The following is a 13458-nucleotide window of genomic DNA, read 5'->3' as shown; positions in this document are numbered from 1 at the left end:
GACCGGCGCGCGGGGATGGCCGGTTCGATCGGGGTATTCATGCACTGCTTCACTCTTGCCAGACGTATCGGGTGCGTCTCGATCGTGATGGCGACATTCTTGTCGAGCCCGCCATTGCGGGCTGAGACGCGCGCCGCATCGACGCAATCCGTCGAAGGTGCGTCTGCCGCGCCGTTTGTTGCCCAAGTTGTCGGACTTGAATGGCTCAATCCGCTGCAGCGTCGTGACTATCCGACGGAGTGGCAATTGCTGTGGACGCTCGGGTTGGTGAAGCCGAACGCCAACGACGACATGGTGCGCACAAACCCCAAAAAATACTCGACCTTGCAGGCGGTTTCCATCGTCGCGGACGGGCGGCGGGGGCGTGAGTCGTTCGCGGGTTTTTACAAGAAATATGTGCGCGAACTTCTCGTGTTGTTTCGGACGCGCTACGTGATGAACCCCGATTATTTTTACACCATCGGCTCGAAGTACAAGCGGGAGTGGCGTGAACTGGCGGGGGTGCATGTCGAACTCGCACTTCCTGCCGGCCGTCTCGACCCGGAAGGCGCCGGAGCGTTCTTGCGCGACGAGATGGTAAATATGTATGAAATCGGCAACCCCTCCGCAAAAAATCTATGGATCCGCGACATACCGCCCGACGTGCACGTGACGTCGGGCCACGGCAATGCCGGCTTCACGTCACTGAACGCCGCGCTGGACTACCTGGCCGCGCATCCCGACAAAAGCGTGTGGGTGATGAACTGGGACGCGCCAAGCTTTCCGCCGCAGGATGAACAGATCAACGAGAACATGGTGGTGTTGTTCCTCGCCGGCCCGGATCTGAAGACCGAGCGCGAACCGCTGGCCTGGATCGGCAAGGCGGCGCAAGGCAGCGTCCAGGATTTCGACGCGAAGCAAGGCGAGGGCCGCGCGGTGCAGGCATGGAAGTCGACGATCGACGCGGCGGCAGCCAATGCGGGCGTCGCGGTCTCGTCGCTGAACTACGTTATCCCCGATGCGGGCAAGGGCAGCGCGGCCGCGTCGTCAAGGGCCGCGTCTCTGTCGCAAGGGCTCGCCGAAGCCGTGCCGGAAAGCGATCTTCGCGGCGAAACCTTCAATACGTCGGCACTGCTCGGTGACATGGGGGCCGGCGCGGCGCTGACCGATGTGGCGCTCGCGATCGGCCGCGCAAATCATCTCGGCGGCAACGTGCTTGTGGCGGGCACGACGGACACCGAACATCCGACGGCCGTGGTGGTGGTCGCACCGTCGAAGCTGACGCCGATCGATCCCGGCAAGGACTGGTTCCGCGCACGCGGGGAGAACAACGCGTACTTGCCGTGGTGGGGCCGCCGCCACGACGCGCGCCCGGCGTCGCAAGGCTACTCGGACTAGGGCGCGACGCCCGCGTTAAGCAATCTGTAACAATCAGCGGAATAGCGACAGGCCAATTCTTTCAAAATACTTTCCATTTCTCTCCGTCGGCGTGTGCCGAGAATTCCGGATTCATGCTCCATCAACGCATATGTCCTTACATTGCCGGAAGCAGTATCGAGATGGCCGTCGTATATATTACAAAGCGTATGGAAATTGAAAGACTTGCCTGGCTTGACGCGCCGCACCGTCGCCATTTATTGTCCGTCTGCCGCCCGTGAGAGAGCACGGCGGCAATCGCGGAAGCGCGCGTTGCGCGCACGACAACACACGTAGCAAAAAGCAGAAAAGGAACGTGGTAGCCACATGAAGCCGCTATTCGACGACAACAAATCCGATGCGGTCAGCGATCGTCCTTCCATGCCGTCCTTGTCGCCCGTCGCCGGGCCAGCCGCCGTCGCCAACGTCGTCGTGCCGGCAGCGCAGCCGACGGAACACGCGCGCCTGATCACCGTCGACGAGATCGACCAGCTCGGCGCGACGCAGGGCACGCGGATCGCCGCCTTCTCCCAGCAGATTCTCGCAAGCGTCCGGGCGTCGGACGCCGACCAGTTCGGCGACAAGCTCAACGAGCTGATCGCGACCGCGAAGGGGCTCGACCCGCGCGGCGCCGACAAGGGCGGGCTGCTCACGCAGGTCACGCGGCTGTTCCGCTCGACCAAGGAGAAGCTGCTGTCGCAATACGAGTCGGTGAGCAAGCGGATGGATACGCTCGTCGTCGAGCTCGAAAACCATGCGCAGCGCCAGAAGGCCGGCATCGACGAGCTCGAGCGGATGTACAACGACAACTACGCGCTGCACCAGGAGCTCGCGCAGTCGAAGGCGCACGGCGAAACGGCGCTCGCGGCGCTGCGCGCGCATCTCGCGGCCGGCCAGCAGCCGGCGGACGATGCGTTCGCCGCACAGCGCCTGCTCGACGTGAAGCGCAAGGTCGACGCGCTCGAAAGCAAGCTCGACGACCTCGACCGCGCGATGCTGATGTCGAAGCAGCTCGCGCCGCAGATCCGGATGGAGCAGGACCAGAAACGCACGCTGACGTCGAAGTTCATGACGATCAAGACCGTGCTGATTCCCGCGTGGACCAATGCGTTCGCGCTCTACCTCGAGCAGCTCAGCACCAAGCGCGCGGCGGCGCTCGCGAACGCGACGTACGACGCCGCCGACGAGGCGATCCGCGCGCAGGCCGACCTGAATCGCCAGAACGCGCAGGAAGTCGCGAAGCTCGGCCAGCGCCCGGTGATCTCGACCGACACGTTCGAATACGCGCAGCAGCAGCTGTTCGGCGCGTTCGACGACATCACGCAGATCATTGCCGACGGCCGCCGCCAGCGCGAGCAGGACGCGCCGCGCCTGCGCCAGCTCGAACAGGACCTGATCACCCGATTCGCTCCGAAGCACAACTAAGAGAACTGAGAGAACACCGCATGATTACGCTTGAGAAACGCGCGGCGAAGGTCGCGATCGTCCTCGAAAAACGTCAGATCCTGAAGCCGCCGGTCGTGCGCGTCGGCGCGGCGCTCGACATCTCGGGCTCCGCGAAGCCGCTGTACCAGTCGGGCGTGATCCAGGAGACGCACGACCGGATTCTCGGCATTGCACTGAAGTTCGACGACAACGGCGAAGTCGACACGTGGACCTTCACCGAAGGCTACGACCGGCTGCCGACCGCGACGCCGGACAACTACGGCTCGTACATTTCCGATCATGTGCTCAACGCGCGGATCGACAAGTGGGGCGGCACGCAGTACGCGCCGGTGATGAACGACATCGTCGATTTCTTCTTCCGCGCGCCGGAGCCGAAGCGCGAAGAAAAGCGCGGCTTCCTGAGCCGGCTGTTCGGCGGTGCGGACGACCCGTCCGCGCCGGCCGCCTCCGCGCCCGTGAACGGCCATCTGCCCGCATGGGTGCTGTTCGTCACCGACGGCCAGAACCCGAAGAACGACCGCAAGCGCGTGCGCCAGTTGCTGACCGAATCGCAACATTTCCCGCTGTACTGGTCGCTCGTCGGCGTCGGCGATCCGAGCGAATTCGACTTCCTCGCGGAAGTCGCGGACGAAATGCCGAACGTCGGCTTCCTGCATCTCGAATCGCTCGACCTCAGCGACGAACAGATCTACGAACAGCTGATCACGCAGGAATTCTGCGACTGGGTGCGCGCGAAGTAAGCGCGGCCCGCCTGCCCATTTTTCTGAACTCGATTACCCCATCATGTTGAAAGACTTCAAGATCCCGTTGTCGCTCACGGCGCTCGCGCTGATCGCGGCCTATCTCCTCGGCGGCGTGAAGGACATGCTGATCGTCGCGGTCCTGTGCGTGCTCGAAATTTCGCTGTCGCTCGACAACGCGGTCGTCAACGCGTCGGTGCTGAAGAACTGGTCGGAGAAGTGGCGCAACCGCTTCATGGTGTTCGGCCTGCCGGTCGCGGTGTTCGGCATGCGGCTCGTGTTTCCGCTGCTGATCGTCGCGGTGATCGGCCATATCGGTCTGTGGGACGCGCTGACGCTCGCGATCGAATCGCCGGACAAGTACGCGGCGGTGCTGACGTCCGCGCATCACGAGGTATCGGCGTTCGGCGGCGCGTTCCTGCTGATGGTGTTCTTCAAGTTCATGCTCGATACCGAGAAGGACGAGCACTGGATCGGCTTCCTCGAAGGCCCGATGCGCCATCTCGGCCGCATCACCGCACTGGAAGTGGCGCTGACGCTGGCGATCGTGATCGTCGCGTCGTTCTACGTGCCGGCGACCGAGCAGGTCAGCTTTCTGCTCGCGGGTGCGTTCGGCGTGATCGGCTTCGTGATCGCGCACGGCGTGGGCGACCTGGTCGGCGGCGAGGACACGGGCACGCGCGTGGTGCGCGAAGGCGTCGCGGGGTTCATGTATCTGGAAGTGCTCGATTCGTCGTTCAGCTTCGACGGCGTGATCGGCGCGTTCGCGCTGTCGAACAACATTTTCCTGATCGCGCTCGGCCTCGGCGTCGGCGCGGCCTACATCCGGGAGATGACGCTCGTGCTGCTGAAGAAGGGCACGCTCGCGCAGTATCGCTTTCTCGAGCACGGCGCGTTCTGGGCGATCGGCGCGCTCGCGACGATCATGTTCCTGGGCGTGAAGTTCGAGGTGCCGGAGGTCGTCACGGGCCTGATCGGCGCGGCGATGATCGCAGCGGCCGTGTGGTCGTCGATCGTCGTGCAGCGCAAGGAAGACCGCGCGGCGGTGGCGGGCAAGTAAGCGCGCGTCACGCGGCGCGAACACCATCAACGAAGGGGCCGCCGTGTGCGGCCCGGCATCGCCGCCGGCGCTACGGCGGTTCCAGCAGGAGAGGTTCAGATGATCAATTTGTCGAAAGGCGGTCGCGTCAACCTGTCGAAGGAAGCGCCCGGCACGCAGAAATTCCGCATCGGTCTCGGTTGGGACGCGAACGCGACGGACACCGGCACGGATTTCGATCTCGACGTGTCGGTGTTCCTGTGCAAGTACGACGCGCAGAGCAATCCGAAGCTGATCTCGGATCAGCATTTCGTGTTCTACAACAGCGAAGTGCGCACGATGGAGCGAAAGGAAACCTTCATCCAGCCCGGCGACGACTTCCCGAAGCGCGGGATGCCTTCGTCGAAGTGCCTGGGCGTCGTGCATAGCGGCGACAACCGCACGGGCAGCGGCGACGGCGACGATGAAGTGATCTTCATCGACATGACGAAGCTCGCGGCCGACGTCGAGGAAATCTCGGTGGTCGTGACGATCGACCAGGCCGAAGCGCGCCGGCAGAATTTCGGGCAGGTTCGCAACAGCTACATCCAGATCGCCGACGAGGTGTCGGGCGCGGTGATCGCGAAGTATGCGCTCGAGGAAGACTTCTCGATGGAGACGTCGGTGCAGGTCGGCAGCTTCTATCGCCGCGACGGCCACTTCATGTTCAAGGCGGTCGGCGCGGGCTACAACCGTGGCCTCGGCGATTTCGTCCGCGCGTACGGCGGCGCGGTCTGACTGGCGGCAGCCCGGCGCGCGGAGCACCGCCGCGCCGGGCAGGAAGCAGCGATGACGAATCCGTCCGACGAGCCGAAGCGGCTCGAGTTCGATACGACGCCCGAGCGTACGCCCGGGCGTCTTGCGTTCGACGCGCCGGCCGCGCCCGCTGCGCCGGTCGCGCGTGCGCCGGCGCGGCCCGCCCCGCAGGCGCTCGAGTTCGGGCCGGCGCCCGCGTCCGATCACGCCGTGCGTGCGGCGCCCGCCGACGCAATCGGCCGTGCGCTGTTCGGCGCATCGAACCATCCGCAGCTCGAAGCGTGCTTCCGCGCCGCGCAGGCCAGCTTTCCGAATCTCTATCCCGACTACGCGCCGCGCATCGAGCGGCATATCCGGCAACTGGTGCCGCTGAAGCTCGCGACGGTCGCGACGATCGGCGACGGCGCGCTGGAGACGGCCGGCAACCTCGTCGAAGCCGTCGCGGCGACGACGCGCGAATTCAACGAACTCGGCGCGGCCGACATGATGGCCGGGATGCTCGCGCAAGCGACGCGCAAGGCCGGCATGTTCGAACGCTGGTTCGGGGCGGCGTCCGGCCATGTCGACTATCGCGCGGCGCTCGGTGCGCTCAAGCAGTCGCTCGGCTTTTTCCCGCGCCGTACCGAGGAACTCGCCGCCAAGGTCCGCCATGCGGAGGAAAACCTCGTGGTCGTGCTCGCCGCGCTGAGCGCGGTGTCGGACGTCGTGCGCGCGCCGGACGATGCGGGCGTCGAGCGCACGCTGTTCGACCGCCGCAACATCGTCGGACAGGCCGTCCAGCAGATCCGGATGCAGCCGGCGCAACTGCGCGGGCTCGACGAGCGCGTGACCGACCTGCTGTCGCGTGCTGATCACCTGATGAACGTCGTGCTGCCGGCGGCGCTGGCCGCGCGGCCGTCGCGCTGAGCGAACGATGCGACCGCACGCGCTGCGGCGCGCGCAGTCGCGTGTCGGGCGCGACGGTTTCGCGCGGGCGGCCGCGAGTCTGCTATCTTCCCGGGCATCTCATCGCTTTCCCGCCGATTCTCCATGACCGACCGCATCGTCGCCGCCTTCGATTTCGACGGCACCATCACGACCACCGACAGCTTTCGCCATTTCGTCCGCCAGGCGGTCGGCACGCCGCGTTTCGCGTGGGCGGGGCTGCGCGCGCTGCCGTGGATCGTCGCGATGAAGGCCGGGCTGCTGTCGCGCGGCGACGCGAAGGCGAAGTTCGCGTCGTTCGCGTTCGGGCCGATCCGCGAGGACGTGCTCGATGCGCAGGCGCGCCGGTTCGTCGATAGCTATCTGCCGAACCTCGTGCGTCCGGAAATGCTCGAGCGTGTCCGCGAGCATCGGGCGCGCGGGCATGAAGTCGTGCTGGTCAGCGCGTCGCCGTCGCTGTATCTGGAGAAGTGGGCGAAGACGGCCGGCTTCGACGCCGTGCTCGCGACGCGGCTCGCGTTCGAGCGCGGCGTCTTCGCCGGCCGGCTCGACGGCGAGAACTGCTGGGGGCCGCAGAAGGTCGTGCGGCTGCGCGGATGGTGGGGCAACCGGCCGCCGAAGCAGTTGTTCGCGTACGGCGACAGCCGCGGCGACAAGGAAATGGCCGAACTCGCGAACTGGTCGTGGATCCGCGGGCAGGGGCCGATGCCGCCGATCGGCGAGTGACGAGGCGCTGATGCCGCGCGCCGCCGGCGTTACGCGTCGGCCTGCGCGTGGTGCGTGCCGCGAGACGGGCGATAGCCGCCCCAGCGATTCGCACGGGCGAACGTGCCGACGTCGTTGAAGCGCACGCCGACTTCGCGCAGCGCCGCGTGCGCGGTGCGGGCGGTCAGTTGCCGGATGTAGAACGGATCGCGCACCACGAAGTGATGGATCGCGTGCGTGCTGCCGAAATTGAAGCAGAACAGCTGGAACGGCAGCATCCACCACGGGTTCAGCACTTGCGTCTGCTGGATCACGTTGCGCGAGTCGATGTCGCCGAAATAGTGCATGTTCGAGCTGACGAAGTTGATGCAGAAGCTGCGCACGAAGTTCGGCCCGAGCCACACCACCGCCAGGAAATCGACGACGCTCATCGCGCGTTCGACGACGGCCGGCACCGTCACCGCGTAACCGAACGCATGCAGCGCGAACAGGCCGACGTGATAGACGATGAACGCGTGCCACAGCGTGTAGTACAGGTGACCGACCGGCATGTACGACGACACCTGCTCGATGCGCAACTGCAGGCGCTCGGACGGATCCTGCACCGGCTGCGCGGCCACGTACTGCTTCACCTTGCGGCGCATCGCGGCCGGCCGCAGCACGACGGCGAGCATGCCGTCCGCGATCATCAGCAGGCGCTTCACGCCCCAGCGCTCGCCGTTGGTGATGCCGAATTCCTCGAGATCCGATTCGCCGCCCGACACCTTGTGGTGATGCAGGTGCATGCGCCGGCGCGTCCACGGGTTGATCGTGCCGGGCCGCGTGAGCCAGCACAGCGCCATCATCAGGTGATAGGCCCACGGCGTCTTCTTGAAGTACATCAGGTGGATCAGGTCGTGCTCGAGCTCGTGGATCAGCGACGTGACGAACGCGGCGAGCGGCAGCGCGACGTACCACGCGATCGCGCCGCGCGCATACAGCCACGCGATCGCGAGCATCGCGCTCACCGACACGGCCATCACGGTCGCGCCGACGAGGTTCTGGTTGTCGAGCAGCGGAAAGCGTGCGCGGATCGCGTCGCTCGCGGCGTTCACTTCGCGGCGGACGTACGCGACCTTGTCGGCGTCGTGGCGAAAGGCGGTTCGTGCGGGTTGGCTCATCGACCGGAATCCGTGCGGAAAGAGTGGGGCGCAATGCCGATGTGACAAGCATAGGCGCGTGCCGGCGCGCATGCGAGGGCCGTCGGTGCCAATGGTGGTGTCATTTCGGGCCACATTGTCCGGCGGTCCGGCGGTCGATGCGCCGTCGCATGGCTAGAGTGCCGCCGCGGTGTCATTGCGGGCCAGCGACGCTACAATCCGCCGAAACCGCTCCGGAGTTAGCCGCATGGCCCTGTCCGTTCCGGATGCCGCGCGCCAGTTGAACAAGGCGACGGTGTCGTCCGCGTATGCGCTGTTCATGCTGATGCTGGCCGAGGAGCGCGGCATCGACGGCGGTCGCATTCTCGCCGGCTCGGGCGTCGAGCGCGACCGGCTCGCGCAGCCCGATGCGCGCATCACGCCGCTGCAGCAGGCGGCGATCGTGTTCAACCTGCTCGACGCGACCGACGATCCGTCGATCGCGATCGAGATCGGCCTGCGCAGCAGCCTCACGAAAGCGGGACTGATCGGCTTCGGGCTGATGAGCTGCGCGACGCTCGGCGAGGCGATCGCGCTCGGCATCCGCTACCTGCCGACGCGCGTGCCGTTTTTCTCGGTGCGGCTCGCGCAGCTCGACGGCATCGTCGACATCGACGTGCTCGAAGCGTTTCCGCTCGGCCGGCTGCGCCAGTTCGCGGTGGAAAACTTTCTGGTCGAAACCGCGATCCTGTTCAATTCGCTGCTGTATCCGACGCCGGGCCGCACGCTCCAGTCGCGTGCCGAACTCCATTTCGAATGGCCCGAGCCGCCGTGGTTCGAGCGTTATCGCGCGCGGCTGCCGCGCTGCCATTTCGATGCGAGCGCGAACCGCATCCGCTGCGACGCCGCGCTGCTCGACGAGCCGATCGGCACCGCGAACGCGCAGACCGCGCAGATGATCGTCCAGCAGTGCGAGGCTGAACTCGCGCGGCTCGGCTATGCGGAGAGCATCGTCGAGCGCGTGCGCAACCTGCTGATCTGCGGCGAAGGCGGCTATCCGTCGGTCGACGACGTCGCGCGCGAGCTGCATGTGTCGGCGCGCACGCTCAAGCGCAAGCTCGCCGAATACGGCGCGACCTATTCGGCGCTGCTCGACGAGATCCGGCTGCGCGACGCGCTGCGGCTGCTCGAAGGCACGCGGCTGCCGGTCGACGAGATCGCGGCGCGCGTCGGCTATACCGATCGCGCCAATTTCACGCGCGCATTCAAGCGCTGGACGGGCGTCGCGCCGAGCGAGCGGCGCTGAACGCCGCACCCGCATCGGCGTGCAGGTTCCCGTACGGGCGCCGTTTCTTCTTCAGACCGCCCGACTTCAGACGATCGCGACCCAGTTCGCGCCGCGGCCGCCCGGCACGCGCGCGTGCAGCGACAGCGTGCCGTCGTCCGGCGCGATCGCATACACCGCGACGTGTTCGGACTGCTCGCCGCAGGCGATCAGCCAGTGTCCCGACGGATCGATCGCGAACCCGCGCGGCTGCGCTTCGGTGGCCGTCGCGTGCGCGGGGGCGAACGACCCGTCGTCGTTGCGGCGATAGCCGAGCAACCGGCTCGACGTGCGTTCGCTGACGTACGCGAAGCGCTCGTCGGGCGTCAGGTGCAGGTCCGCGGCCCACACGGACGGCTCGACAGGAGCGGGCGGGCGCGCATGGCCTTGCGCGAGCGCGGCGACGGCCGGATGACGCGCGCTCACGTGTGCGTCGCCGAGCCGGCCGGTGGCGGTGTCGCGGGCGAAGGTGGCGAGCGTGGCCTGGAATTCGCTGACGACGACGAGCGTGCGGCCGTCGTCAGCGAATCGCAGGTGACGCGGACCGAAGCCGGCCGGCACGCGCGTTTCGCCGTGTTCGACCGCGCGCAACCCGGCGGCGCCCTCGACGAGCGCGAAGCCGAACACGCGGTCCGAGCCGAGCGAGCTGACGTACGCGAAGCGGTTGTCCGGCGACACGATCACCGCGTGCGCGTTCGCGATGCCGCCCGCGACCTGCAGCGGCGTACCGTCGCCGTCGCGCACGCGCGCGGCGTCGTAAAGGCTCAGCGAATGGCCGCCGTACGACGCACCGAGCAGCCAGCGGCCGCCGCGGTCGAGCGACAGGTACGCATGACTCGCGTCGATCGCGGTCGTGCCGATGCGCGCGAGCGCGCCCGTGGCCGCGACGCGGAACGCGACGATCGTCGGCTGTTCGCCGCGGGTCGCGACGTAGAGCCGCGTGCGGTCGGCCTGCACGGCGATCGGCATCGCGACGTCGGCGGCGGGATAGCGGGCGAGCGGCGCGAGCGTGCCGTCGCCTGCGAGGGAGAACGTGGCGAGGTCGCCGTCGACGGCATTCGAGACGACGACGGTCAGGCGGTCAGTGTTCGGCATGGCGGAGCATCGGAGCGTGCGTGAAGGATTCGTCGGCCGGCTGGCCGCGCGGCGGCTCGCTGCGCCGGTGCGTGCGCGCGAACAGCGCGGCGACCGCGGCGACGAGCGAAGCGATCGCGAGCGCATACAGCCCGCCCGTGATCGAACCCGTATGTTGCTTCAGATAGCCGAAGGCCGTCGGCGCGACGAAGCCGCCGAGGTTGCCGACCGAGTTGATCAGCGCAATCACGGCGGCGGCCACGCGCGTGTCGAGATAGCCCTGCGGGATCGGCCAGAACAGCGACGCCGCGGCTTTGAAACCGAGCGCGGCGAAGCAGATCGACGCGAACGACCACACCGGACTGGGCGACGTCGACGCGAACAGCCCGCACGCGGCGAGCACGAGCGAGAACGCGAGCCAGCGCTGCGGATGCTTCCACTTCGACGACAGCACCGCGAAGCCGTACATCGCGCCGATCGCGATCATCCACGGAATCGTGTTGTACAGGCCGACCTGGAAATCGGTGAGGCCGCCCATCCTGCGGATGATGGTCGGCAGCCAGAACGTGGCCGCGTAGATCGTCAGCTGGATCGCGAAATACAGGAAGCAGAACAGCATGATCTGCGGATCGCGCAGCAGCGCGGTGGCGCGCACCGGCACGTTCGAGCGGACGTCGCGCGTCGCACGTTCCGCGTCGAGCGCGTGCTGGAGCGCCGTGCGTTCCTCGGCCGTGAGCCACGTCGCGTCGCGGATATGCGATTTCAGCAGCAGCCAGCTCGCGCCGCACAGCGCGACCGAGAACAGCCCTTCGATCAGGAACATCCATTGCCAGCCCTGCAGGCCGAAGCCGCGGATCGACAGCAGCGCGCCGGTCACGGGCCCGGACAGCACCGACGCGAACGCGGAGCCGCCGAGGAAGATCGCCATCGCCTTGCCACGTTCCTGCGGCGGCAGCCATTGCGACAGGTACAGCACGACGCCGGGGAAGAAGCCGGCCTCGGCCGCGCCGAGCAGGAAGCGCAGCGTGTAGAACGACGTGTCGTTCCACACGAACGCCATCGCGGCCGCGACGATGCCCCACGTCGCCATGATCCGTGCCAGCCAGACGCGCGCGCCGTAGCGCTGCATCAGCAGGTTCGACGGCACTTCGAACAGCGCATAGCCGACGAAGAACAGCCCGGCGCCGAGCCCGTACGCGGCCGCGCCGATGCCGATCGACGCTTCGAGATGGCGATCGACGAAGCCGACGTTCACGCGGTCGATGTAGTTCGCGATGAACATGATCAGCACGAGCGGCAGCACGTGCCACTTCACTTTCGAGACGGCCGACGCGAGCGGGTCGCGGCCGGGCAGGGCGGACGAGGGCGGGTTCAAGGGTGTCTCCGGTCGGGCGGCGGACGGGGCGGCAGCCCGCGTCGGCGTCTGGTTGGCGGTCGATGTAGTATGTCGTCGTATGACATGGTACGCCGGAGCATCGACGATGACGTCGCGGGTTTACCCGGAAATTTCCTAAAATTTGGCGAATGCCGGTGATCGACGCGTCATTCGACAACGTCTGATGACGTATGACGTGAAATGAGATCGTGCCGAGTGCCGGCACGGCGCGCTACGCCATCGACACCACGCTGTTGAGCAGCGTCTTCACGAGCACGGCCTGCCGCGTCGCACCCGTTTTCGCGAAAATGCCGCGCAGGTGCGCGCGGGCAGTGTTCTTCGTGATGCCGGTCGCGGCCGCCGCTTCGTCGAGCGTCAGCCCGTCGACCAGCAGCAGCGCGATTTCGGTTTCCATCGGCGTGAGCCGGAACAGCCGGTGCAGCATGTCGCGTGATGTCTGCGGCGACGCGGCCGGATCGCGGACGAACACCGCGACGGCCGGCCGATGCTGGCGGTCCTCGGCGCCGCGATAGGGCGCGAGCGGGCGCAGCAGCACGCTCAACGGCATCGCGCCGCCGGGACGCGACAGCGTGGTGGCCTCGATGCGCGTGAGCGCCCCGGCGCGGAAATGCTCGAGCGCGGCCTGCAGCGCCTTCTGCAGCCGGCGCTCGTCGAGCGGGCACGACGCGTGAAGCCGCTCCTGCCGCACGCACAGCCCGTCCTGCTGGTCGATCAGCCGTTCGGCGATGCGGTTGCGCTTGATCACGCGGCCGTCCTCGTCGACGATCGCGGTGCCGACGTCGAGCCGGTCGACGGTGCCCGCATACAGCGCGCGTTCGGCATCGAGGACGTCGAGCGCCGCGTGCAGCTCGACCGCGCGTTGCAGGTGCGGCAGCAGCGTCGCGACCTGCGCGCGCTCGGTCGCGTCGAAATCGCGGCCGCCGTGCGGGCGGCTCACGAAGAACGCGCACTCGACGCCGCGTTCGCCGCGCAGGTTCGCGCCGAGGATGTAGCGCAGGTCGAGCGGCTGCAGGTATTGCCGGTAGAAATCGTGCGCGCGCCACGCGGCGTCGCCGAACAGGCGGTCGGCCGTGAACACCTGGCCGGGCGGGTGGTCGAGAAACGGGCACAGCGCATAGAACTGCTCGCTGTACGACGGTTCGCCGGGCAGCAGCGGGCCGTGTGCGGACGCGTTGATGATCAGCCCGTGTCGCGCGCCGCCCGGATTGCGCAGCACGAGCGTCGTGAAGCTCGCATCGAGTCGCACGCGAACCGCTTCGAGAAAGCCGGCCCACGGCGTGGTTTCAGACGGACCCTGATAGACGAGCCCGAGCCATGCGCTGAGCTCGCGCGCGCTCCATGCCGCGTCGTCGAAACCATCGTGCGCGGCCGTGTCGCCGGGCGCCAGCGCGATCCGCATGCTCGTGTTCTCCTGGTCCGGATGAAGGATTCCGAACCAGCATAGCGGCCCGCCTGCCGCGCGCGTCATCCGAACGGAGTAGGCGACGCGGGCAGGCGGGCGC

General features: G+C 67.3%; 12 protein-coding genes. 8 read left to right on the top strand and 4 right to left on the bottom strand.

Going from position 1 to position 13458, the window contains the following annotated elements; all coding sequences use genetic code 11:
- The first annotated feature begins 15 nt into the window (after positions 1-15).
- The 7 genes from DTA15_RS03115 (at position 16) to DTA15_RS03085 (ending at position 7065) form a co-directional block, all read left to right on the top strand.
- A complete protein-coding gene (locus DTA15_RS03115) occupies positions 16-1377 on the top strand; it encodes a hypothetical protein (protein WP_006482742.1) in 1362 nt (453 codons plus the stop codon).
- 345 nt (positions 1378-1722) lie between these two features.
- A complete protein-coding gene (locus DTA15_RS03110; protein WP_006482744.1) occupies positions 1723-2820 on the top strand; it encodes a toxic anion resistance protein in 1098 nt (365 codons plus the stop codon).
- Positions 2821-2840: 20 nt separating this feature from the next.
- The gene (locus DTA15_RS03105) at positions 2841-3581 is read left to right on the top strand and encodes a VWA domain-containing protein (protein WP_006482762.1); all 741 of its coding nucleotides are present in this window, start codon (positions 2841-2843) and stop codon (positions 3579-3581) included.
- A 43-nt stretch (positions 3582-3624) separates the two neighbouring features.
- Complete coding sequence (locus DTA15_RS03100) at positions 3625-4641, top strand: DUF475 domain-containing protein (RefSeq protein WP_006482747.1); 1017 nt, start codon at positions 3625-3627, stop codon at positions 4639-4641.
- A gap of 99 nt (positions 4642-4740) precedes the next feature.
- Positions 4741-5397: a TerD family protein gene (locus DTA15_RS03095; protein WP_006482759.1), complete on the top strand. Its 657-nt coding sequence runs from the start codon at positions 4741-4743 to the stop codon at positions 5395-5397.
- A 51-nt stretch (positions 5398-5448) separates the two neighbouring features.
- A complete protein-coding gene (locus tag DTA15_RS03090; RefSeq protein ID WP_012492720.1) occupies positions 5449-6321 on the top strand; it encodes a hypothetical protein in 873 nt (290 codons plus the stop codon).
- Between the two features lie 123 nt (positions 6322-6444).
- The gene (locus DTA15_RS03085) at positions 6445-7065 is read left to right on the top strand and encodes an HAD family hydrolase (protein WP_006486065.1); all 621 of its coding nucleotides are present in this window, start codon (positions 6445-6447) and stop codon (positions 7063-7065) included.
- Between the two features lie 29 nt (positions 7066-7094).
- Here the strand turns inward: DTA15_RS03085 and DTA15_RS03080 are convergent, their stop codons facing one another.
- A complete protein-coding gene (locus DTA15_RS03080) occupies positions 7095-8204 on the bottom strand; it encodes a fatty acid desaturase (protein WP_006486053.1) in 1110 nt (369 codons plus the stop codon).
- A gap of 226 nt (positions 8205-8430) precedes the next feature.
- On the opposite strand from DTA15_RS03080, the gene DTA15_RS03075 reads away from it, so the two are divergent.
- On the top strand, positions 8431-9468 hold the full coding sequence (locus DTA15_RS03075) for an AraC family transcriptional regulator (RefSeq protein ID WP_006486061.1): 1038 nt from the start codon (positions 8431-8433) through the stop codon (positions 9466-9468).
- Between the two features lie 66 nt (positions 9469-9534).
- On the opposite strand, the gene DTA15_RS03070 is transcribed toward DTA15_RS03075, so the two are convergent.
- The 3 genes from DTA15_RS03070 to DTA15_RS03055 all read right to left on the bottom strand — a co-directional run bounded on the left by DTA15_RS03070 (position 9535) and on the right by DTA15_RS03055 (position 13355).
- Positions 9535-10581 (bottom strand): lactonase family protein, encoded by a 1047-nt coding sequence (locus DTA15_RS03070; RefSeq protein ID WP_006486055.1) that lies wholly within the window; start codon positions 10579-10581, stop codon positions 9535-9537.
- On the bottom strand, positions 10568-11935 hold the full coding sequence (locus DTA15_RS03065) for an MFS transporter (protein WP_006486057.1): 1368 nt from the start codon (positions 11933-11935) through the stop codon (positions 10568-10570). Before DTA15_RS03065 ends, DTA15_RS03070 begins: the two co-directional genes overlap by 14 nt.
- Before the next feature lie 232 nt (positions 11936-12167).
- On the bottom strand, positions 12168-13355 hold the full coding sequence (locus tag DTA15_RS03055; RefSeq protein WP_006486068.1) for a helix-turn-helix transcriptional regulator: 1188 nt from the start codon (positions 13353-13355) through the stop codon (positions 12168-12170).
- Between the last annotated feature and the right edge of the window lie 103 nt (positions 13356-13458).

This window comes from Burkholderia cenocepacia (assembly GCF_900446215.1).
GTDB lineage: Bacteria > Pseudomonadota > Gammaproteobacteria > Burkholderiales > Burkholderiaceae > Burkholderia > Burkholderia cenocepacia.
This window is presented reverse-complemented; position numbering and strand designations above follow the sequence as displayed.